Here is a 22,904-nt window from a genome sequence, read left to right on the forward strand (position 1 = left end):
GATAAACATTAACACAATCCAGTAGCAATTCAAAGAGACGGTATGCATCTCAGTGAAATTACTCATCCAAATCAGTTGCACGGTCTATCGATTCGTCAACTAGAGGAAATTGCCCGTCAAATTCGCGAGAAACATCTCCAAACCATAGCTACTAGTGGTGGTCACTTAGGGCCAGGCTTGGGAGTGGTAGAATTAACCCTAGCTCTGTATCAAACACTTGACCTTGACTATGATAAGGTAGTCTGGGATGTGGGACACCAAGCTTATCCCCACAAAATGCTCACGGGGCGCTATAACCGATTCCATACCCTACGGCAGAAAGATGGTATTGCTGGTTATCTAAAGCGCTGCGAGAATAAGTTTGATCACTTTGGAGCAGGTCATGCGTCCACCAGTATTTCTTCTGCTTTGGGTATGGCCCTCGCCCGAGACCGCAGAGGGGAAAATTTCAAAGTTGCAGCAGTTATTGGTGATGGTGCTCTGACCGGTGGCATGGCCTTGGAAGCCATCAATCATGCAGGACATTTACCCCATACTAAACTCCTGGTGGTGCTCAATGACAATGAGATGTCCATCTCCCCCAATGTGGGGGCTATTCCTCGTTACCTCAACAAAGTGCGGCTTTCTGAGCCAATGCAGTTTATTACTGACAATTTGGAGGAACAGTTCAAACATCTCCCCTTTGTCGGTGAGTCTTTATCCCCAGACTTGCAACGGCTCAAGGAAGGGATGAAGCGTTTAGCTGTACCTAAGGTCGGAGCAGTATTTGAAGAACTTGGCTTTACTTACATCGGACCGGTGGATGGTCACAATCTAGAGGAGTTAATTTCCACCTTTACCAACGCCCACAAGCTAGATGGACCAGTGCTGGTGCATGTGGCAACTACGAAGGGCAAGGGGTATGCGATCGCAGAAGCGGACAAAGTGGGTTACCATGCCCAAAGTCCCTTCAACCTAGCTACGGGTAAAGCGCTTCCCGCTAAAAAACCCAAACCCCCCGGCTATTCCAAAGTGTTTGCCCACACCCTGGTCACACTAGCTCAGAATAATCCCAAAATCATTGGCATCACGGCAGCTATGGCTACTGGGACAGGGTTGAATAAATTGCAAGAAAAACTCCCTAACCAATACATTGATGTGGGGATTGCGGAACAACACGCGGTCACCCTAGCGGCTGGCCTAGCCTGTGAAGGAATGCGGCCAGTTGCAGCTATTTACTCCACCTTCTTACAACGGGCTTACGACCAAATCATTCACGACGTTTGTATCCAAAACCTACCGGTCTTTTTCTGCCTCGACCGTGCGGGAATTGTGGGTGCTGATGGCCCTACTCACCAAGGGATGTATGATATCGCCTATTTGCGATGCATTCCCAATATGGTAATTATGGCTCCCAAAGACGAAGCTGAACTGCAACGTATGGTAGTTACAGGAGTAAACCACACCGATGGTCCGATTGCCATGCGCTATCCTCGGGGTAGTGGTTATGGCGTTCCCCTGATGGAAGATGGTTGGGAAGCCCTACCCATTGGTAAAGCAGAACTCTTGCGTAATGGTGACGACCTGTTAATGCTAGGGTACGGCAGTATGGTTTACACCGCCATGCAAGCCGCTGAAATTCTTAGCGAGCATGGTATTGAAACAACGGTGATTAATGCTCGTTTTGTCAAGCCCCTAGATACAGAATTAATCTTCCCCTTGGCTCAGAAAATTGGTCGTGTAGTTACCCTAGAAGAAGGGTGCTTAATGGGTGGCTTTGGTTCAGCGGTGGCAGAAGCACTGATGGATAATGATATATTAGTTCCCCTCAAGCGCTTTGGTGTACCGGATCAATTAGTGGATCATGCCAAGCCCGATGAATCAAAAGCTGATTTGGGGCTAACTGGCTCTCAAATTGCTGAACAGATCAGGGAAGCATTCTTTAATAGACAGCCCTCTGGTGTTAGTTAATCTATGAATGTTAACAGTTGACAGTTAACGGTTAACGGTTAACGGAACCGTTAACCGTTAACAATATAGAAATTAACAATATACAGATTTTCGATGAATTCATCCACATACCAAGTGTATCCCGTTGTTTGGGAAAACGACCGAGTTATCCTTATTGACCAAAACAGCTTACCCAAAAAATATGCCATTGTAGAAATCAGTCGCTGTGAAGATATGGTTGAGGCGATTAAAACTATGATTGTTCGGGGAGCACCAGCTATTGGGGTAGCAGCGGCTTATGGCATTTACCTTGGCGCAAGAGAGATTAAAACTCAAGAACGTAAGGCTTTCCTTGAACAGCTTGAAGTTGTAGCGCAGCAGTTGCGGCAAACTCGTCCTACAGCCGTGAATTTGTTTTGGGCAATCATGCGGATGCTTAAAAATGCCTATGAAACGATCGGGACAGTAGAAGAGATTAAAGCTTCCTTACTTGAAACAGCTAAACAAATTCAGCTGGAGGATTTACAAACCTGTCAAGCCATAGGCGATCGCGGATTAGAGGTATTACCGAAAACCCCCGACAAACTGTGTCTTCTGACCCATTGTAATGCAGGAGCGTTGGCAACCGCTGGGTATGGTACTTCCTTGGGAGTGGTGCGTTCGGCGTGGCGGGATGGGCGATTAGCCAGATTATATGCTGGCGAAACCCGCCCCCGCTTGCAAGGTGCTAGGTTAACGACCTGGGAATGCGTCGAAGAAGGTATTCCCGTTACTTTAATTACCGATAGCATGGCCGCCCATTGTATGAAACAAGGGCTAATTGATGCGGTTGTAGTGGGAGCTGATCGAATTGCTGCCAATGGGGATACGGCTAACAAAATTGGTACCTATAGTTTAGCCCTGATTGCTCAAGCTCATCAGATACCCTTCTTTGTGGCTGCTCCGATCTCAACCATTGATTTTCAGCTATCTACAGGCCAAGAGATTCCCATTGAAGAACGTCACCCCTCAGAAATTTATCAGATTGGGGAGACAGTGATTTGTCCCCCTAAAGTGGAATTTTATAACCCAGCTTTTGATGTGACTCCGGCGGAGTTAATTACTGCCATTATTACTGAAAAAGGTGCAGTTGCCCCCAGTGAGCTGTCACAACTTAACATTAAGCAATCAGTGTGACATCTATCTTGGTTTTAGGGAGTAGGGAGTAGGGGTAACTAAAATGATCAATTAAAATAACATAAAATATCAAATAGCTAAGAGGAAATCGTGAACGGAAAACTGTCCACCCAACGCTTAATTGTGTGTGGCTTAAGTGTAGCTATCCCGTTATTATACGCAGAGGTAGCCACCGCCGCCGCTGATCTAACCAATACTAGTTTCACTAACTGGAAAGAAATTCGCTATGAAAGCTTTTTGCCAAGGGTTGAAACACCAGAATTGTCTCCTCTCGAAGAAGTCAATCACTATCTGCGGCAAGAGGAAGATTTCTTTAATAATACCCCTCGTTTAGTGATTAAACTAAGTGAGCGTCGTGTTTATGTTTATCGAGGAGATAAACTCGAAGCCAGTTATCCAGTTGCCATCGGTCAGCCTGGTTGGGAAACCCCTACAGGCAATTTCCAAGTGACACAGATGGTTCAAAATCCAGTTTGGAAGCATCCTATAACTGGTGAAATCGTTGCTCCAGGACCAGAAAACCCTCTTGGTCCAAGGTGGATGGCATTTTGGAGTGATGGAACAAACTACATCGGCTTCCATGGTACCAATGCTGAGGAACTGGTGGGAGAAGCAGTGTCTCACGGTTGCATCCGGATGCGTAATGATGATGTCAAAGCTTTGTATAACAGAGTGGCTTTGGGAACTTCTGTAAAGGTACAGGAATAGTTATTTTTGACAACTCCCCCGGCGCGAGTAATCCTCGTGCTGGGGATTGAGGCAGGTTCCTCAGGGAACCTGAGACTCAGCAACCTACCCCTGATAACGCGATCGCACTGCCGATAGAAACTTATATGATTTCCGGATAATTACCCTTAATAAAATCTCCCCCATCTCCATCTCCCCATCTCCCCATCTCCCCACCCTCCCCAAACTTTTATTATGGGTATTCAACCGGACTTGATATTAGTATTAGGGTAGGGTTGGCAAACGATGGTGATTCAAGCTTGTTGGTATATATCCCTGGCATTTGCTCACCGTACTTGAGGGGTTAAATACGCTACAATTCAAGCAAACTGGGTGTTTAGATTCCCTATGCTTGACACATTCTCGACTCAACTCTATCAACTCCAACAATTCGCTAATAACCTGGTTGACAGCCAACTGACTCACCTGAGCCTAGTCAGCATAGCCATCATCTTTGCTGCTGGGTTGCTGACTAGCCTAACCCCCTGTATGCTATCAATGCTACCGATCACGATGGGCTACATCGGTGGTTATGAAAATCAAGGACGGCTGCAAGCTGCTACCCAATCGGTATGGTTTGCCTTAGGCTTAGCCACAACCTTAGCTGCATTAGGAATTATCGCAGCATCTATCGGGCGAGTCTATGGTCAAATCGGTGTTGGCTTACCGATTATTGTCAGCGTAATCGCCATTATTATGGGGTTGAATTTACTAGAAGCACTACCGCTACAGTTTCCAAGTTGGGGTGGTATGGATTGGATTTCCCAGGAATGGCCGAAAGGGTTACGCTCTTATCTCATTGGTTTGACCTTCGGTTTAGTCGCTTCTCCTTGCAGTACACCGGTATTAGCAACGTTACTGGCTTGGGTTGTCTCAACTAAAGATTTAGTGTTAGGTGGTGCCTTGCTGTTGTCTTACACAGCTGGTTATGTGGCACCCTTGATCTTGGCAGGTACGTTTACTGCTTCAATTAAACGATTATTAGAATTGCGACAGTGGTCGGCTTGGATTACACCAGTAAGTGGTGCGCTATTGGTGGGATTTGGTGTGTTTTCGTTGTTGTCTCGGATTCCAGTGGGAATTTTTTGAGTGAGTACTGAGTGCTGAGTGCGTCGTACTATCAAGAAAGCAAGTAATTAACTAGACTTAATATGACTAGAGAAAACTCATCAGATAACTCATCAGAAAATTCATCAGATAACTTATCAGAAAACTCATCATTGATGAGTGGCAGTCGGTTGTGGCGTCGGTTAGTATCAGTGCTGGCTAACTTACGGTTAGCGATTATCTTGCTGCTTGCGATCGCATTATTTAGCATCAGCGGTACAGTGATTGAACAGGGGGAATCTCTGGCGTTTTACCAAGCCAATTATCCTGAAGACCCAGCTTTGTTTGGTTTCCTCAGCTGGAAGGTGTTGTTGCTCCTAGGGTTAGATCATGTCTACCGGACTTGGTGGTTTTTGTCCTTATTAGTGTTATTCGGTAGTAGTCTGACCGCTTGTACCTTCACTCGTCAATTTCCGGCTTTAAAAGCAGCCCGGAATTGGAAGTTTTATAAAGAACCCCGCCAGTTTGGGAAACTTGCCTTGAGTGTAGAGTTGGACAAGGGCTCTTTTACTTCCCTGACTGAGTTGTTAGAGAAGCGGCGTTACAAGGTATTCCAAGAGGGGGATACTATCTACGCCCGTAAAGGAATTATCGGACGGATTGGTCCAATTGTAGTACATGCCAGTATGTTGATTATCCTGGGAGGGTCAATTTGGGGGTCAATGACAGGGTTTACCGCTCAGGAAATGGTTACCAGTGGCAATACATTCCAAGTTAGAAACATTATTGATGCCGGTCCGTTTGCTTGGCCCCAAATCCCCAAAGATTTGTCAGTGCGGGTGAATCGCTTCTGGATAGATTACACTCCGTCCGGGGATATTGATCAATTTTACTCCAATCTGTCAGTTTTGGATAGTCAAGGTGAAGACATTGACCAAGAAACTATTTATGTGAATAAGCCTCTCAGATATCGAGGTGTCACCTTTTACCAAACCGATTGGGGGATTGCTGGGATTCAGGTGCAGTTGAATAATAGTCCAATTTTCCAGCTTCCCATGGCACAACTTCCCACTAATGGTGAGGGGCGGATTTGGGGCACTTGGGTTCCGACAAAACCTGATTTAAGTGAAGGGGTATCCCTTTTAGCTAGGGATTTGCAGGGAACCCTGTTTGTTTATGATGGAACCGGTAATCTCGTTTCAACTGTTCGTTCTGGTATGGGGATTAAGGTCAATGGGGTAATACTTAAAATTAAAGATGTCATCGGCAGCACTGGCTTACAAATTAAAGCGGACCCCGGTATTCCCTTTGTTTACACTGGCTTTGGCTTACTGATGTTAGGGGTACTGATGAGTTATGTCTCCCACTCTCAGATTTGGGCATTACAAAAAGGCGATCGCTTTTATATTGGTGGGAAAACCAATCGTGCTTTGGTCACCTTTGAACGGGAATTGATTGAGATTTTAGAGCAGGTCGGTGAATCATCCCAGACCGTAGAACCTTTACTCGCAAAATCTGCTTAAGTATTTAGCGATGCAGCTTCCGAACAGGGGAGCCAGTGCGGCCAAGACGTGCTAGTTGTTCAATAGATAGTTGTTCAATTCTGCAGTTAGACCCTCAACTTGAGGGGCTTTCATAATAGTGTAATGGTCTCCAGTAATAGTGTGAGTTTGGATATCACCTAGAACTAGAGAACCCCAGCCATGGGTTGGGTCTTCAATTACTGCTGGGGAAGTTTGACTAGCATTTATAAGGAGAAGTGAACCTGGATAAGCTTTTGGTTGATAATGAGAGTTTGCCATCATATTTGCTTGAAAAACTTCCCATAAAGAACGCATTTGCTCTATTTCTATGTCTGATGGGAATATCCCTTGCTGTTTGCCTTGCTCAAATAGATGCTTGACTTGCATCGGATGTTCAAGTTGTCTAAGTGTTTCATGGGATATATCTAACTCTTGACCATAGAGACCTCCCAAATCTTGAGCCAATTGATTTACTATCATGGCTTGATCTATTTCTGAAGGTTTCCGCATTACAGTGGGTGCATAACTGTCTATTAAAGTTAGAAGAGCCACTGGAGTATTTTTAGCCTGTAATTGTTGTGCCATCTCATAAGCAATTACACCTCCCATAGACCAGCCAATGAGGTGTAATGGTCCTTGGGGTTGAATTGGTTTTATTGCCTCAATATAATGGGATGCCATCTCCTCAACAGAAGTTAAGGGTTGCTGTTGCCCATCTAAACCAAGAGATTGTAAACCATATACTGGATAATCTTGAGCTAAATGACGAGCTAACTCTGCATAACACAGGACATTGCCACCAACCGGGTGAATACAGAATAATGGAGGTTGGTTTCCACTGGTTTTAATGCCCACTAAGATGGGATTTTGTGTATTTACTGAAGAACCCAGAAGGCTGGCTAGTTGTTCAATGGTGGGACTTTGGAAAAGGGTGGCTAAAGGTAAATTGATTTGGAATTGTTGTTGAATTTTTGACATCAGACGGACAGCTAGAAGGGAATGACCGCCCAGTTCAAAGAAGTTATCTTGTACTCCGACAGAGGTGAGATTCAAAACTTCTGACCAGATTTGAGTCAGTTGAAGTTCTATGGTTGTACGTGGTGCGACGTATTTATGTTCTCGGGTAATTTTCCCATCAGGTGCGGGTAGGGCAAATCGGTCTACTTTGCCGTTTGGTGTCAACGGTAGAGTCTCCAAAATCACTAAGGCACTGGGCACCATGTATTCTGGTAATTTCGTTTTGAGGAAGCTAGATAATTGTGAAACCAGATGGCGATTCGATTCTTGCTTTAAGGGATTGTTGGCATAAGCACTCCAGGCTTTGATTGGAACAGTTGCTTCCAAGTTTGGAATTACCCTTTGGGAGTCACAGGCCGATTCATTACGTATAAAGATGGCATCATAGCAACCATTGCCGCCAGTACCAGACCAAGTAATATGTACCGAATAAGGTAATTCATCCTTCAAATTCCATAAATTGTCCGGCTCTACCCCTATGTGTTTTTTCTCCTGCAAAATCTTACGCAATTGACCTACAGTTTCGAGTTTCCTGAAGTCATCAAGCTCTTGAACAAGTGTGACTTCTTCTTGCAAACGAGCATTAGGGATGTGCTTAATACCAACCACCTCTGGCTTCTTATCTAGTAAAATTCGTTTGATAGCTGATAAGTTTAAACCCTCTTGATCATAGTCAAGCCATTCGGGGGTGACTGTGGCACATACTTCCTGGCCAACATGAAGAATTACATCGTAACGGAACTTAGTTAGCTCATTCTGATAATCCCCAGGTTTCAACTGGATTTGAACTTGTTTTATTTCTGGGATATATTCCCTTAAAGCTAGAAAGAAGGCTGGGTCGATCACCAATTCTTCTTCTTGCTTAACAGCTGTTTTTACCTGCTGCCTCAATTTGTCTATGGTTAATGAATCTGAGGCGCGATCAAACTTAGTTGCGGTATGAAACGTTTCTAATAATGGCAAGCTGCGAACATCACCGACAAATAGGAAACCTCCTTTCGTTAAACTATTTACTGCACCTTTCAAAACTTCTATCAGGTAATCGATGCTTGGAAAATACTGCACAACTGAGTTAAGGATAACAGCATCGAATCGGCCTTTTTCAATGCCTGTAAAATCATCAGCCAGTTTTTGGCTTAGGCTTACATGTGAATAGCTATCTTCCAACGGCTGGATTTGCTGCTGAACATAATCTAAAGCTACCTTACTAAAATCGGTACCATGGTAACTCAAACAATGAGGAGCAATCTGGAACAGCAACATGCCTGTGCCACAACCGATCTCCAACACATGTTTGGGTTGCCAAAAGATAATTTTTTCAACAGTGGAATCTACCCATTGACGCATTTGCTCCTTAGGGATTTGGTTACCTGTATAGCTGCTTTTCCAACCTAGAGTGTTGTAACTGGTTTGTTTAATTTCTACTGCGTCACTGTAGATATTATTATATATTCCTTGCCATTGCTCAATCTGTGATGATTGTAATGGATTTTCGACAATGGATTGATTGTTTTGCTCACAAACTACATAAGCAACTAAGCGTTTGTTACCAGGAATATCTTCTCGGGCAATGACTGCAGCTTGTTGGATGTGGGGGTGGGTGGACAGGACTGCTTCGATTTCTCCGAGTTCAATACGGAAGCCTCGAATTTTGACTTGGTTATCGATCCGACCGAGAAATTCAATGTTACCGTCTGGTAGGTATCTCGCCAGGTCTCCTGTTTTGTAGAGTCGTTCTGTTTTGGAACTACAGAAGGGGTTGGTAATGAATTTTTCTTTCGTTAGTTCTGGGCGATTGAGGTATCCTCGGGCTAGTCCATTACCTCCTATGTATAATTCTCCAGGTACTCCTATGGGTACTGGTTGGAGATGGCCATCTAGGATGTAGATTTGAGTATTATTAATGGCTTTTCCAATAGGAACAAAATAACCACTAAAATTATGCTCTAATTGAGCTAATGTAGACCAAATAGTTGCTTCTGTCGGACCATATAAATTCCATAAATGTTTGCTATTTTTAAGTAATTCACCGGCAAGCGTTTTATCTAATGCTTCTCCACCACATAGAATTTTTAATTGTTTGTTTCCTTTCCATCCTGCAGTTAACAATAATCTCCAAGTTGCCGGAGTTGCTTGCATTGTAGTTACTTGGTAGTTGTCTAGACTTTGTGCTAAAAGCATTCCATCTGTGGCAATTTCTAGGCTTATAACAACTAAGCGTGCACCGGTAATTAAGGGAAGATATAATTCTAATCCAGCAATATCAAAAGATAAGGTAGTAACTGATAGAAAAATATCCGTTGATTCTAATCCTGGTTTTTGCTGCATTGATTCAATAAAGTTCACCAATGCTTTGTGGTTAATTTGTACACCCTTTGGTTTACCAGTAGAACCAGAAGTATAAATCACATAAGCCAAATTATCCGAGTCAACCCCAACTTCAAGATTATCTTGACTATATTCCTCAATTGCTCCCCATTCACTATCCAAATAAACCATCTGTGTGTTATGTGAGGGCAAAGATTCTACTAGAGACTGTTGAGTCAACAATACTTCCACACCTGAATCTTCTAACATATAACTCAGTCGTTCTGAGGGATAATTAGGATCCAGGGGTACATAAGCACCACCAGCCTTGAGTATCCCCAACAGTCCTACCACCATCTGTACAGAACGTTCCACACAAATCCCCACCAATACTTCTGGTTTTACTCCTAAGTTTTGTAGGTGATGTGCGAGTTGGTTCGCCCTTTGATTTAATTGCTGATAAGTCAACTGCTCTTGTTCAAACACCACGGCCACAGCATCTGGTGTTTTCTCGACCTGCTCCTCAACTAACTGATGAATACATTTATCTTTGGGATATTCACTGGCAGTATCATTCCACTCCACCAACAGTTGATGACGTTCCTCTGCACTCAACAAAGGTAACTCTGAGACTACCTGTTGGGGATTGTCCACAATTGCTGACAACAAGTTCTGGAAATGAGTTGCCATCCGTTTAATAGTAGACCCATCAAATAAGTCTGTGTTGTACTCCCATGTCCCCACCAATCCAAGCTCTGTTTCCGTCATTGACAGGGTCAAATCAAACTTAGAGGTAGTACTGTGTTGATTGAACTGACTCAAACTCAGACCTGGTAACTCTAATTTCCCCATCGGTGCATTCTGCAGCACAAACATCACCTGGAACAGGGGGGAATGACTCAAAGACCGTTGGGGTTGCAATGCGGATACTACCTGTTCAAACGGTACATCCTGATGTTCATAAGCTTTGAGTGTGGTGTCCCTGACTTGTGTAAGCAACTGAGAAAAACTGGGATTATCGTCAAAATGGGTTCTCAATACCAGGGTATTGACAAAGAAGCCAATTAGTGGATCTATGTCACGGCGATTGCGATTGGCTATAGGTGTACCAATTAAAATATCTTCTTGACCGCTGTAACGATATAGTAAAGTCCCAAACGCCGCTAACAGAGTCATAAATAAGGTAGTACCACTATCTCGAGACAGGGTTTGCAACTTCTGGGTTAATTCAGTATTTAAACTAAAACTTTCAGTCCGACCCTGATAAGTTGGCGCAGTTGGGCGAGGGTAGTCAGTAGCTAACTGTAATAATTTGGGAGCACCCTCTAATTTCTGTTTCCAGTAATTAAGTTGGGTTTCTAGTATTTCTCCACTTAACCATTGTCTTTGCCAAAGGGCAAAGTCAGCATATTGAATCGGTAATTCCGGTAAGGGGGATGGAGCTCCTACACAAAAAGCTTGATATAAACTTGATAGTTCTTCGATTAATATTCCCATCGACCAACCATCCGATACAATGTGGTGCATGGTCAGCACTAACACATACTCACTGCTGTCTAGTTGCCATAATTTACAGCGGATTAATGGTGCTACCTCTAAGTCAAAGGGAGTTGTTGCTTCACGTTGTACTTCTTGCTTTAAGATAGTCTCCCGTTCTGGTTCTGGGTATTGTTGTAAGTCCACCACATTGATGTTAATGGTGCTGTCGGGGTGAATTACCTGTGTTGGTGTGCCATTGAGAGTGGGGAAACTTGTCCGTAATACTTCGTGACGAAAAACTATTTCTGATAAGGCTTGTTCTAGGGCTAACACATTTAGGTTACCGGTGATTTGTAAAGCACCGTGCTCAATATAAGGAGCTTTTGAACCTTCAAGTTTATCAATAAACCACAGTCGTTCTTGACTAAAAGATAGGGGTATTTTTTTGTCTCTAGGAATAGCTTTAATTGGTGGGTAATTAGTATTATAACCTTGACCATTTTGTTGCAAAAAAACTATAATTTCTGCTTGACGTTCAGCTATTTGTTGGCGTAGCGCAGGGGTTATAGTTCCTTTATTAACACGACAAAGGAGTTTTTCACCGTTGGTTGAGATATTAATCCCCTGGTTGTGAAGCCAAGATATAAATTCAACTATATTTACCTGGTTGTTATTCATAATTAAATCTCTATTATTTCTTCATCTATTGCCAGATTATCTGGAACTTGTAATACTCTATGATCTACCTCTAGATACTCAGTTACATTCTTAAAGCCCATAAAAGCGCTAATCAACTCTAATCCAGAAGGGTATAACAGTAAAACTCGTTCTCCTTGCCATTGCTGGAGATGAGATGCGTTCGCGAAGCGGTTCCAAAGGAACATCGCTGTTGCTTGTCTATCTAATTCCCCATAGGTAAGACTCCCTGATTCGGTTTCTCCGTTTTGCAGAAAGATATAGGCTTGCTGATTAGGCATAGCTTGCGCTCTTTCGCCTAATAAATCAACTAAACTCAAGAATTTCGACTCCCCATTGGGGAAATAATTTACACAACTCGCCACTCTGCTACTCCCAAAACAAGCAGTTCAAAAAAGTCAGATACCAATAATTCTTTAATCAAGTTGTCAGTCCACAGTCAAGCCAAAGAACTAGTTGAATTTCAACGCTTACTCACGGCTCTTAACTAGCCTGAGTTTGTGCTCGAGCCAGGTGCTTATTAGGTCAGGGTATTCCCACCTTACTAAGCGCGATAAGTGAGTGATTGTGCTTTGAAAGTGAGAGCCTCGATCAGGGTTATATAGTAAGACCACACGATCAGGCAAGTTAATCGACCAATAATGCTTTCAGCGATCAGGCGGTTGGGTGGCAAATCCCTAGTTTTCGTGTTCTGCGATCGCCCTGATTGCCAAGTTGTGGTAAAACCATAGTTATTATACTATATATCTCTGGGACAGGTGTGAATTTTTGAAACAAAAATTTACAAAATCCCGCCCATTTTTCCGATATTTATAGGGCTCTTCCGGACTTAACTATGCCGTCATGTTAGTTAAAACAACGAAGGATTGGTAAGACTGGGAGGAGCATCTGATGATACTAGAAAAACTCCATTCCTCAGGTAACTATGATGGGGTTAAATACCAGGTAGTTTTTCGATTAGTTGATGCCGCCGATTATGGCATTTTTTAATCCTGGTAACGGATGTTAATTGTTGGGATCAGATAATATTTAATTATCCAATAATATTTCCCGAAAAAACAACAATCGATAGCTTGCCAATTGCATTCAATTAAAAGCAAAAAAAATAGCCGTAGAAATAATATCCACGGCTATTTCAGTGCTGCAAACGCAATTGTCTTGTCTATCAGTTTCCGAATCAATCCGGATGTAATCCTACCGGACCAGACCGGGGGGGAAACCCCCCCAGAAATTTAACCTATTAACCCCAAGTCGAATACTTGGTTGCAAAACTAATTACTTCCCCAGGAATTCCCGTCGGCTGCAAAGGGCTCCAGTCGGAAACATCTGCATACCCCAGTGCATAAAGGCCGTAAATAGTATTGGTTACTGCTTCAGGAGAGCCCTTAATGTACTTAATACGTTGTTTTTTTGGGTTATTGTCTTGATTCGGAATAAATTCTGTAGACATGACTAAAAAAATTAATTACGTTTATATTAATTATTGTAATTATTATAGATTTTTTTAAAGGGTTTTGATAAATAAATTTTTTTTGGTAATGTAATTTGAGAATGAATTTCAAAAAATCCTTCCCGTAGCGTGACATGCAGGTCAATCGCGTAGCGGTTCTTTCAGACCATCGCTAAATTTATGCGTTCGCGTAGCGTGACATGCAGGTCAATCGCGTAGCGGTTCTTTCAGAGCATTGCTGTTGAAAAATCGGCTAATTCAAAGAGCTTGCGGAGGCACGCTATTACCGTCAATCTAATAACAAATGGAATAGGAAACAGGGTGCATCTCTGGCTAAATCTTTGAGAATATACTGAGGGGGGCAACAAGTCGCCCCCCCAGGTCTTACAATGATTAAATTCAAGACTTTTCTAAGATATAAATAGCTCTTGGAGATGAAGGAAGCAATTCATCACGCTGATAGTTACCATATTCTGCTACCAGTCGAAAGCCAGTCAAATGAGCTTGTAAGCGGATTTCATTGGGTAGGACAATTCCTGTTTTTCTAGGATGACTAAAGTGAAAACAACTCTCCTTTGATGAGACCAAATATTGCAGTATTGTCATCTGATACATTCCGATCGGGTCGTAGCTTCGATCCTCAGTCATTTTTACAAGGTTTCCATCAGGTAACTGACGGCTACGGGTAATCGTTCGACGATATCCCCCTTGCAGATAATAACCAGGATTATCAGTAATAATTAAAAGACGTGCTCCAGGTTTCAAATGTGTTGAGATACATTGAAATGCGCGGTAGCGATCCTCTACTTCTGATATCTCACCCAAAACTTCCCCTGATAAGAAAGCAAAATCAAATTGCCGTTTCAGTTCAAAACGACGGATATCCCCATGAATCAGTTCAAGCTGTCCTTTTTTTAACCAGTCACTGAGCTTAACTCGTGCCTGATTGAGCATTCCTGCATCAATTTCAATCCCTGTGACTTGAGCTCCTTTTTCCAGCAGGTTAATGCTGAACCGTCCCGAACCGGAAGCTAATTCTAAAACCTCCATACCAGGAGAAATATAAGAGAGGACAAACGCCTTGTATTCTTCTGGTAAACAATGAAGTGACAGCTTAATTTTATTTTAATTTTTAAGTTAACATAATTTAATCTAACTTTTCACCATTCCTTTTACTTTAAAATGTGCATTTTGTCAATAAATCTAATAATATAAATAACTGAATAAGTATAATGATAATTGTAATTAAAAAAAATCACTATTAGGTATACAGGATTTTTTCCCAGCTTTGAAGCTCCAAAGCTCAGAAGCTCAGAAGCTCCGAAGCTACCTAAAACCCAGAACTTTGTACCTTACCGAATTAAAAACCCCTTTACTACACATATATCAATTTTTGTCAAGTATCTTGGCAAGGAAACTTGTTTTGTTAAGTTTTACAAAATCTTTCCCCTTGAAATCGCGATTATTTGAACATCATGTGATAATTAAACCTGGGTAAAGAAATGGTAAACAAAAAGTAAAGAGAAGATAAAGAGTTACCTCATGACCGAAATTAATCAAGAAAGTCTAGATCAGGTAATAATCTCAAAAACTGGTAATGACTGGTGTGGCGCTAGTACAGAAATGTCCTTGCCCCAAGGCATCAAAAAAAAATCGGTCTTAGATAAGGAAATACTAGATTCACCAACTACACTCGACAGCCAGGCTCTTCGCCAAATTGATCAGGAATACCTCTGTTGGGGGGATACGGTTCACTATCAAGAGCGACCAATCATTGTAACTGGTTGTAAGGGGGGATTGGTTTTCGACGATGAAGGCAAATCCTATATCGATACGGGAATGTGGCACTCAAGTTGTAACTTTGGGTATCGCAATCCAGAGATTGAATCAGAGGTTACTAAACAACTCCATACATTACCTCAAGCCAATGGCGACTTTCTACATCGTGAAAAATTATTAATCGCGAAACAAGTAGTAGATGCGATGTATGAAAGAACCGGTGTCAAAGGCCGAGTATCTTTTAATGTGGGCGGCGCACTTGTGGTGGAAGATGCCCTAAAGATTATTCGTAAAAACACCCGCAAGAATAAAGTAGCTGTGATGATGGGTGGTTATCATGGTCGCTCTCTTGGTACTCTCAACCTTTCGAGTAGTCATCGATATCGACAGTATTTTAATGAGTTCTCAGAACGGGCAGTTATGTTGCCGTTTGCTAACTGCGCTCAGTGTTTCTATGAAAAGGAACGAGAAACCTGTGACTTATACTGCGAGCGCATGATTCGCAAGGCATTCTCCAACGAATTTTATGGCATCGCAAGTGAAACTAGTTCAGAAGTGGGTGCCATAGTTGTAGAACCTTGTCAAGGACGAGGCTACACCATCCCACCCAGGGATTTCTTTAAAGGGTTTATCAGTGAGTTACGACAAAAGCACGGACTTCTTGTCTTTGATGACGAAATTCAAGTTGGTATGTACCGTACTGGTAAATTATTTGCCTTCGAACATTTTGGGTTTGTCCCAGATATTATTACGTTGAGCAAATCCTTCACCAATGGTTTGAGTCCAGTTAGCTTAGTCTGGGCACGAGAAGACCTAGTAGCACCAGACTTTTTCACTCCTGGACACGCCCATAGCAACTTTGCTAACCATCCTCTCGGAACTGCTGCTGCTTTAGCAACATGGCGTTATATGCTGGCACAAGACTACGAAAGATCAGTACCAGCAAAAGGTTTGTACTTTTTGACCAAACTAAAAGAACTCCAAGCCCGTCATTCCTGTGTCTATAGCGTAGATGGACTCGGACTTATACTTAACATGGTTTTTGCTGATGAAAAGGGTATACCTTACAAAGGGTCTGCCAAACTAGCAGCAAGCATTGCTCAGGATAATGATTTTATTTGGAAAGACCAGAGTTGGCGCATGATTCTCCAAACCGGAGGATACGACCTGAACGTTTTGAAATTTGCTCCTTATCTTGATATCAGCTACGAAGAAATTGATTGCACTATTGGTGTTTTAGATCAAGTCCTACAAAAGCTTGATATCCTATTATGTCCAACCGCTGAAACCGCAGGAGCTATTTGATGAGAGCAGCAGTTTTATCCAAAGCCAATCAAGTAGAAATTCGCGAGTTTCCTGAGCCTAGCAAAACTCAAGATAATGAAGTAATTGCTAAGGTGGAATTTGTGGGAGTCTGTAAAACAGACCAGCAACTAACCGCAGCAGGCTTAGATAAAGATTGTATTCTTGGTCATGAAGTAGTCTGTAGCCTGCCTAATCAAAAAGGTCATTTTGCCCTCAATAATGAGATTTCCTGTGGAAAATGTAGTTATTGTTTAGAGGGATTAACTAGTCATTGCATCAATCTCCAAGAACTTGGAGTAAATGAACATGGAGGATATGCTGATCAAATTTGTGCTCCTATAAATTCCCTACATCCTTTTGAATTATCCAATCCAGCTTTAGGGGTGCTGATTGAGCCTTTAAGTTGTGCAGTAAGGGGAGTAAAACGGATTTTAGCTGGTGTTAATTTATTAGCTACTTCACACCCTAAAGTCCTGGTGATTGGGGGAGGTATTTCAGGTACTCTAATTACCTACCTCCTAAATCATTCCCCCAATTTTAAGGGAGAGATTAAAGTCTATGATATCACCAAAGAGCCGCTCCCTTGGCTAAACAGATTGGGAATTGAACGGATCCAAGTTCCAGAACCAAACCAGGCACACGTGGTGGTGGAATGTTCCGGTTCACCAGGGGGTCTGGCTACAGCACTGGATCTTGTTCGTAAAGGCGGTTTAGTCTGTATCTATGGTGTTCCTAAACCAGGGATTTCTTTACCGATTTCTCCCCATGAGTTATTTATGCGAGAGATTGCGGTAATAACATCTTTTGCTGGTGCTACAGACGAAACCATTGCGGCTGCGATCGCATCCATCAAGGGCGACGAGGCATTCTTTGAACAACTGTTGGGTCGGTTTATCCCTCTTGAGAAGCTTCCTATAGAATTGACTAATTGGAGTCCACAGCCTGGAACCCGAACTGTTGTAGATCTCGACGCTTGAGGAAGATTCTGATGCAGGATGTAGCTGTGATCTTTGATATGGATGGTTTACTAATTGATAGTGAGCCGTTTTGGTCGAAGGTAGAAATCGAAGTCTTCAATGACCTTGGCATTCCCATGAACGAGAGTATGTCTTCTCAAACAATGGGTTTGCGAAACGATGAGGTGGTCAAGTATTGGTATGCTCGATTTCCTTGGACTGGTATGAGCCAAGCTGAGGTATGTCGAAGAATGATCGCTCGGATGAGTGAGCTATTGATGACCATGGGACAACCGATGCCAGGTGCAATTGAAGCCGTAAAGTTGTGTCGGGAATTAAACTTACCCCTAGCCCTAGCCACTTCATCTCCCATCGGTCTAATTGATACAGTACTCAAACGGCTCGATTTAAAGGATGCCTTTGATGTGATTACATCAGCAGAAGCGGAGGAATTTGGTAAACCCCATCCAGCAGTATATCTCACCGCTAGCCGTCGTCTGGGTATAGAACCAACAAAGTGTGTTGCCTTAGAGGATTCGGTTCGTGGCGTGATTAGTGCCAAAGCTGCCAGCATGGCATGTATTGCAGTTCCACCACCAGAAAATCTAGAGGATGAACGGTTTGCGATCGCAGATGTCACCCTTAAATCACTAGAACAAATCACGGAGCCTTGGCTGAAAACGTTTTTAGCTGACCGGTAAAAGAAGTTAGTTGCGTAGGGTGCGTTAGGGGGGTTCTAATTTTCTCGGTAGCCAGAGTTAGGTTGCTGCCCCTAACGCACCACAGTTGCGTAGGGTGTGTTACGGGAGCACTAATTTTCTCGGTAGCCAGAGTTAGGTTGCTGCCCCTAACGCACCACAGGGTCAAACAGCGTTAATGAGATGCACTCACATTGACACTCCCCGCCGAAGGAAGAACGGGGATTCTTGGATCTACGACTCGTCTTGCTAAACCAGGCCGGAACCAGGAAAAGTAGAGGACAAATCTCCCCAAGCGTGATTGATCATAGATCTAGGTTTCGGTGTGCCCCACCGTACCTTTTTTATTTTTATTTTGGGACAGATACTTTTTTATCTAAGTTTTTCATAGACGTTGTAGTCGTTAGACCAAATTACGCAATACGTATCTCATACATATTTTTTACGTTGTCTACTTATGATTAGATAGTACCTATCTGACATGCAAGTTTATTGCTTATGCTTTTATTCTATCACATCGGCTGGAAAAGCCGTCCGTTGTTCGCGTTCGCCTTTGGCGTGGCCTATGGCCAAGTTACCGTAAGACAGTGGAGCCTTGATGGTTGGCAGGCTATGCATATAAGGGTTAAAACTTTCTTTGCCGATTTTGGCGACCCTGTCTAAGGTTTCTATCCAGCGAAGGACGGGGCTAATGACCCAAACTTTTTGGTAAACAACATTGGAGCAAGAGATTATGACAACCATGCAGGCTGCGGTCTGGTATGGTCCAGGACGTGAGAACTTTCGCTTAGAAAAAATAGACCGACCTGAACCTAGCCCAGGGGAAGTTTTGATACAGGTTCAGAAGTGTTTCTTTTGTGCGATGCACGCACGGGCGGTATTAGTGGGACACGCCAAACATAATCCTCCAGTCATTTTTGGTAGGATGCTGGCGGGAGATGTTGTTGCTGTAGGGGAGGGTGTTACCAAAGTCAAACCAGGGATGCGCGTTACCGTCAACCCAGAAAAACCCTGTGGAGAGTGTTTTTACTGTCAGCGAGGAGCATTAGGCCATTGCCTCAACCCAACTAAGTTACAACCCGGTGGCATGGCTGAATTTGTATGCGTTCCGGCTTCCCTGGCTAGCGGAATCGTTGAGCTGCCCTCATCAATTCCCTACGAGTTTGCTGCCTTTACAGAAACACTAGCCTGTATCCTTCAGGGTATTGACTTATCTAATATTGGTTTGTCCGATTGTGTGGTAGTTATTGGTGATGGCGGTGTCGGACTGAGCTTCCTTCAGCTAGCGCGCTTGAGAGGTGCTACCAAAATTATTCTAGCTGGCAAACATGATGATTCTCTGGAACAGGCATCAGCCTTGGGTGCTGATCGTACCGTTAATGTTACCCGAGAGTCTCTCAAAGACATAGTTATGGCCCAAACCGACGGTTATGGTGCTGATGTCGTTATTGAAGCCGTTGGCTCTGGGGAAACCTATGAACAGGCATTAACCCTGCTCAGGTGTGGCGGTACCGCAGTTGGGTTTGGTGGAACACCCCCGGGAACTGAGTTTCCGGGCAATCCTAATTTAATTCATTATCGTTCCCTCAAGATTTATGGTAGCTATCGATATACTCCAGAGCATTTTCGTCAGGCCATAGAACTAATTTGCACAAAGAAGATTGATCTACAACCGATTATTACCAATACTGTTCCCTTTTCAAAATTAACAACAGAAGCAGTTGATATTCACAATCAACCGCATTGCCGAGCCTTAGTAATTGATTTTGCAGAGGTTGATTAAGGTAAGCTATCAGCGAACAGCGATTAGCGCTACGCGCACGCTACTTGAGGTGCTATCAGCTATCAGCTATCAGCGTCAAAGTCTGTGCCACGAGTCATGGATTTTTCCCAGACTTTCAATTCTCATTACTCTGGAACTATTAAATTCTATCGTTCTAGATTTATTTTAAGCACCTCAAGTAGCGTGAGCTAAAAGCTGACGGCTGACGGCACCTCAAGTAGCGTGAGCCTTTGGCTCACGGCTGAATGCTTACTGATTAAGGTATAATTAACTTAAAACGTTGATAGCATTTTTTTATTTGTAATTTTGAATTACTTATGATATTAGCAGGTGACTTAGGCGGAACAAATTGCCGATTAGCAGTATTTGACGAGAACCTCTCTATAGTCCAAAAAAGCACTTATAAGTGTAAAGACTATCATAGTTTTGAAGATATGGTTGGGGCTTTCGTTAAAAGCTGTGAGCATCCCATTAAAATTGCTTGTTTCGGCTTACCTGGTCCAATCCAGGAAGGTGTGTGTAAATTGACTAATTTACCCTGGGATAAAGTAGAAGCCGCTAAATTAGTTTCAGTTACCGGTGTTCCGGTTAGCTTGCTCAACGATGTAGAAGCCAATGCTTATGGCATAGAAACCCTAAAGGATGATGACTTAGTTACTCTTAATGTCGGCACTAAAATACCAGGGGGAAATCGAGCAGTAGTATCACCTGGTACTGGCTTGGGAGAAGCAGCAAGCATTGAGGTGGAAGGTCGAGTTCATGCGATCGCATCTGAAGGTGGGAGTACTGACTTTGGTCCTTTAGATGAGCTTCAAGTGGGACTGATGCGTTATGTTCAGCAAGAATACAAACGGGTTAGCTACGAGATTCTTCTAGGAGGTCCTGGCTTGGTTCGTATGTATAATTATTTGCGGGATAGCGGTCATGGCAACACCCCTGAATGGTTAGCAGAAGAAATGAGCAAAGGAGAGCCAGCCGCAGCAATTAGTAATGCAGCTCTGGCCAATAAATGTCCCCTTTGTGTGCAAGCTTTAGAGATGTTTGTCTCAATTTTGGCATCTGAAGCCGGAAATGCTGCTCTTAAGTTTTTCGCAACTGGGGGTGTTTATCTTGGTGGAGGAATTCCCCCTCGCATTCTGGATAAGCTGCATGAACCTCTGTTTATGGAACATTTTATTAATAAGGATAAGATGGTTGATTTGCTGAAGTCTATTCCTATCTATGTGATTCTTAATGACCAGGCCGCTTTGCAGGGTGCTGCTTGGTATGCTCATAGAAGTCTATCTTCAACATAACTAATCTTTATTTATTAGTATGTAAGTATGTTATAGCAGTTCTCACTGGATTGAGAACTGCTATACCAATTACCAATTACCGACTAATATCATGTCAGGATATAGCAATTATCATAGCTATGAGGTACAAAGTTCTGGGTTTTTAGGGAACAGGGAACAGGGAATAGGGAATAGGGAATAGGGAATAGGGAATAGGGAATAGGGAATAGGGAATAGGGAATAGCGAACAGCAATGCGCTGCATCAATACAGGGAATCAACCTAAAAGAAGACTGTACCTCATAACTGCGATAAACGCTATAATTACCCTTAATAAAAATCTCCCCCATCTCCCCATCTCCCCATCTCCCCATCTCCCCATCTCCCCTTAATTATGGGTATTCAACCAGACTTGATATAACTAGTTGTAGCATCCATAACGGTAAATGGTATTAAGTGTTTTCTTCCTTAATACTTGGCTTATCAGCACCTTTGCCAGTTTTTGATAGATAAATCCCCTCCATAATCACAGCAAAACCTAGTAAGTTAAGAATACTTAAGCTTTCTGAAAATAGAATCCAGGCCAGAATAGCAGCAACTACTGGATCGAGAAGCAGGACTAAGGAAACAAAGCCTGAAGAAAAGTGCTTAAGGCTGTATACTACTAAACCATGTCCCACAGCTTCGCAGACAAGAGCTAGGGAAATCACTGCTAACCATCCTGACCAAGATATCGGAAAAATTTGATCGCTGAATATCAGAACCACTGGGATCATAAACAGTGTTCCCAAAGCACAGCGCCAAATCAGTATTCCTTCTACAGAAAACTTGGTTCGCAGTTGTTCTAATAGTAAAAAGTTTACTGCATAAAATACAGAAGATGCTAAGGCTGCAGTATCACCGATAAAATTATTGGACGATTTTAGAAAATCCTCTATTTGTAGAGTAGTTGCCCCTAACAAGGCAAGTGCCAGACCAATGAGGAATCTACGGTCAAAACGCTGCTTAAATAATAACCATCCTCCTAGAGTAGCGAAAAATGGTGTTAAAGCTCCTAGTACATTGCCATTAGCAACGCTAGTCTTAGTTAAGGACCAAGTCCATAGAAATCGACCACCCAGATGAGATATCGCTACGCCTACCAAAAGTAGGATATCGACAATTTGATAACCTGACTGTGGTTCAGAGTTCTGGTTCGATGTTTGAGTGCGTACTTGGTTTATTCCATTCCACAAACCAAAGACTATAGTAGCTATCCAAAGACGATTGAATACTGTGGCATTAGCACTTATTTCTTGAAGAGAAAACCTGATTAATATGGCTGTTATAGATAAAGCAAGTAAGGCAATTACCAATAATATTATTGGGAGTAATTCTGATGTTTGCTCTCTATTGTCTTCTGTTACTATCGCTTTCATGGTTTGGTGTTCGCTCCTGACTCAAAATACCGTAATTTTTCAGTATTTAGCTATCCTATGACAGCTAATATAAGGCAATCATTGGGTTGATCAACCTAGGATAGTATAGACGACGTGATCTATAACGTCTATACAGTTTTTTTATCGTGGTTGATTCTGATGTTACTTGGGTCTTTTTGGTCTGTTATCTTACACTCATCATGAATAGCTGATTAGCTGATAGCTTAGTCTAGTTTAGCTAAGCTATAACCTACTATTCTGCTCCAAATAAATAATAGTCTAATCATAAAGTATCCTGCTCACCAAATCAAATGGAATCAGTATCAAATTTTTATATCACGT

Annotated in this window: 16 protein-coding genes; 10 read left to right on the plus strand and 6 right to left on the minus strand. The window is 42.7% G+C overall.

Features of this window, described 5'->3' with window-relative positions; all coding sequences use genetic code 11:
- Nucleotides 1-42 precede the first annotated feature (42 nt).
- From dxs to F6K53_RS17620, 5 genes are all read left to right on the plus strand, one after another.
- Nucleotides 43-1,950: a 1-deoxy-D-xylulose-5-phosphate synthase gene (dxs, locus tag F6K53_RS17600; protein ID WP_293020622.1), complete on the plus strand. Its 1,908-nt coding sequence runs from the start codon at nt 43-45 to the stop codon at nt 1,948-1,950.
- Nucleotides 1,951-2,043: 93 nt separating this feature from the next.
- Nucleotides 2,044-3,105, plus strand: a complete 1,062-nt coding sequence (gene mtnA, locus F6K53_RS17605) for an S-methyl-5-thioribose-1-phosphate isomerase (RefSeq protein ID WP_293020624.1) — start codon at nt 2,044-2,046, stop codon at nt 3,103-3,105.
- A gap of 90 nt (nt 3,106-3,195) precedes the next feature.
- Nucleotides 3,196-3,813 carry a L,D-transpeptidase gene (locus F6K53_RS17610; protein WP_293041402.1) on the plus strand — a complete coding sequence of 206 codons (618 nt, stop codon included), beginning with the start codon at nt 3,196-3,198 and terminating at the stop codon, nt 3,811-3,813.
- 366 nt (nt 3,814-4,179) lie between these two features.
- Nucleotides 4,180-4,920 (plus strand): cytochrome c biogenesis protein CcdA, encoded by a 741-nt coding sequence (locus F6K53_RS17615; protein ID WP_293020632.1) that lies wholly within the window; start codon nt 4,180-4,182, stop codon nt 4,918-4,920.
- A 62-nt stretch (nt 4,921-4,982) separates the two neighbouring features.
- Nucleotides 4,983-6,401 (plus strand): cytochrome c biogenesis protein, encoded by a 1,419-nt coding sequence (locus F6K53_RS17620; protein ID WP_293081474.1) that lies wholly within the window; start codon nt 4,983-4,985, stop codon nt 6,399-6,401.
- Between the two features lie 51 nt (nt 6,402-6,452).
- Here the strand turns inward: F6K53_RS17620 and F6K53_RS17625 are convergent, their stop codons facing one another.
- From F6K53_RS17625 to F6K53_RS17640, 4 genes are all read right to left on the minus strand, one after another.
- The gene (locus F6K53_RS17625; protein WP_293081477.1) at nt 6,453-11,882 is read right to left on the minus strand and encodes a non-ribosomal peptide synthetase; all 5,430 of its coding nucleotides are present in this window, start codon (nt 11,880-11,882) and stop codon (nt 6,453-6,455) included.
- Between the two features lie 2 nt (nt 11,883-11,884).
- The gene (locus F6K53_RS17630; RefSeq protein WP_293081480.1) at nt 11,885-12,265 is read right to left on the minus strand and encodes a hypothetical protein; all 381 of its coding nucleotides are present in this window, start codon (nt 12,263-12,265) and stop codon (nt 11,885-11,887) included.
- 875 nt (nt 12,266-13,140) lie between these two features.
- Nucleotides 13,141-13,350 carry a hypothetical protein gene (locus tag F6K53_RS17635; protein ID WP_293066401.1) on the minus strand — a complete coding sequence of 70 codons (210 nt, stop codon included), beginning with the start codon at nt 13,348-13,350 and terminating at the stop codon, nt 13,141-13,143.
- A 399-nt stretch (nt 13,351-13,749) separates the two neighbouring features.
- On the minus strand, nt 13,750-14,469 hold the full coding sequence (locus F6K53_RS17640) for a class I SAM-dependent methyltransferase (protein WP_366511354.1): 720 nt from the start codon (nt 14,467-14,469) through the stop codon (nt 13,750-13,752).
- Between the two features lie 423 nt (nt 14,470-14,892).
- Here F6K53_RS17640 and F6K53_RS17645 point away from each other — a divergent pair, with 423 nt between their 5' ends.
- The 5 genes from F6K53_RS17645 to glk all read left to right on the plus strand — a co-directional run bounded on the left by F6K53_RS17645 (nt 14,893) and on the right by glk (nt 21,166).
- Complete coding sequence (locus tag F6K53_RS17645) at nt 14,893-16,434, plus strand: aspartate aminotransferase family protein (RefSeq protein ID WP_293045796.1); 1,542 nt, start codon at nt 14,893-14,895, stop codon at nt 16,432-16,434.
- Nucleotides 16,434-17,411: an alcohol dehydrogenase catalytic domain-containing protein gene (locus F6K53_RS17650; protein ID WP_293081483.1), complete on the plus strand. Its 978-nt coding sequence runs from the start codon at nt 16,434-16,436 to the stop codon at nt 17,409-17,411. The genes F6K53_RS17645 and F6K53_RS17650 overlap by 1 nt, the downstream gene beginning before the upstream one ends.
- Before the next feature lie 11 nt (nt 17,412-17,422).
- Nucleotides 17,423-18,091 carry a hexitol phosphatase HxpB gene (gene hxpB / locus F6K53_RS17655; RefSeq protein WP_293020654.1) on the plus strand — a complete coding sequence of 223 codons (669 nt, stop codon included), beginning with the start codon at nt 17,423-17,425 and terminating at the stop codon, nt 18,089-18,091.
- 730 nt (nt 18,092-18,821) lie between these two features.
- Nucleotides 18,822-19,871, plus strand: coding sequence for a zinc-binding dehydrogenase (locus F6K53_RS17660; protein ID WP_293045803.1), 1,050 nt, complete (start codon nt 18,822-18,824; stop codon nt 19,869-19,871).
- A 317-nt stretch (nt 19,872-20,188) separates the two neighbouring features.
- On the plus strand, nt 20,189-21,166 hold the full coding sequence (gene glk / locus F6K53_RS17665; RefSeq protein WP_293045807.1) for a glucokinase: 978 nt from the start codon (nt 20,189-20,191) through the stop codon (nt 21,164-21,166).
- A 142-nt stretch (nt 21,167-21,308) separates the two neighbouring features.
- Here the strand turns inward: glk and F6K53_RS17670 are convergent, their stop codons facing one another.
- Both F6K53_RS17670 and F6K53_RS17675 read right to left on the minus strand, forming a co-directional pair.
- A complete protein-coding gene (locus F6K53_RS17670) occupies nt 21,309-21,518 on the minus strand; it encodes a hypothetical protein (RefSeq protein WP_293081486.1) in 210 nt (69 codons plus the stop codon).
- Between the two features lie 78 nt (nt 21,519-21,596).
- On the minus strand, nt 21,597-22,562 hold the full coding sequence (locus F6K53_RS17675; protein WP_293081489.1) for a DMT family transporter: 966 nt from the start codon (nt 22,560-22,562) through the stop codon (nt 21,597-21,599).
- Nucleotides 22,563-22,904: the final 342 nt, after the last annotated feature.

The organism is Moorena sp. SIO4A1 (assembly GCF_010672065.1).
Classification (GTDB): Bacteria; Cyanobacteriota; Cyanobacteriia; order Cyanobacteriales; family Coleofasciculaceae; genus Moorena.

What these genes read in the sequence shown, in the direction of transcription:
- F6K53_RS17645 (WP_293045796.1), top strand. Translation starts at nt 14,893, where the DNA reads ATGACCGAAATTAATCAAGAAAGTCTAGATCAGGTAATAATCTCAAAA.
- hxpB (WP_293020654.1), top strand. Translation starts at nt 17,423, where the DNA reads ATGCAGGATGTAGCTGTGATCTTTGATATGGATGGTTTACTAATTGAT.
- F6K53_RS17615 (WP_293020632.1), top strand. Translation starts at nt 4,180, where the DNA reads ATGCTTGACACATTCTCGACTCAACTCTATCAACTCCAACAATTCGCT.
- F6K53_RS17620 (WP_293081474.1), top strand. Translation starts at nt 4,983, where the DNA reads ATGACTAGAGAAAACTCATCAGATAACTCATCAGAAAATTCATCAGAT.
- F6K53_RS17650 (WP_293081483.1), top strand. Translation starts at nt 16,434, where the DNA reads ATGAGAGCAGCAGTTTTATCCAAAGCCAATCAAGTAGAAATTCGCGAG.
- F6K53_RS17660 (WP_293045803.1), top strand. Translation starts at nt 18,822, where the DNA reads ATGACAACCATGCAGGCTGCGGTCTGGTATGGTCCAGGACGTGAGAAC.
- mtnA (WP_293020624.1), top strand. Translation starts at nt 2,044, where the DNA reads ATGAATTCATCCACATACCAAGTGTATCCCGTTGTTTGGGAAAACGAC.
- F6K53_RS17635 (WP_293066401.1), bottom strand. Translation starts at nt 13,350, where the DNA reads ATGTCTACAGAATTTATTCCGAATCAAGACAATAACCCAAAAAAACAA.
- dxs (WP_293020622.1), top strand. Translation starts at nt 43, where the DNA reads ATGCATCTCAGTGAAATTACTCATCCAAATCAGTTGCACGGTCTATCG.
- F6K53_RS17625 (WP_293081477.1), bottom strand. Translation starts at nt 11,882, where the DNA reads ATGAATAACAACCAGGTAAATATAGTTGAATTTATATCTTGGCTTCAC.
- F6K53_RS17675 (WP_293081489.1), bottom strand. Translation starts at nt 22,562, where the DNA reads ATGAAAGCGATAGTAACAGAAGACAATAGAGAGCAAACATCAGAATTA.
- F6K53_RS17670 (WP_293081486.1), bottom strand. Translation starts at nt 21,518, where the DNA reads ATGGGGAGATGGGGAGATGGGGAGATGGGGGAGATTTTTATTAAGGGT.
- glk (WP_293045807.1), top strand. Translation starts at nt 20,189, where the DNA reads ATGATATTAGCAGGTGACTTAGGCGGAACAAATTGCCGATTAGCAGTA.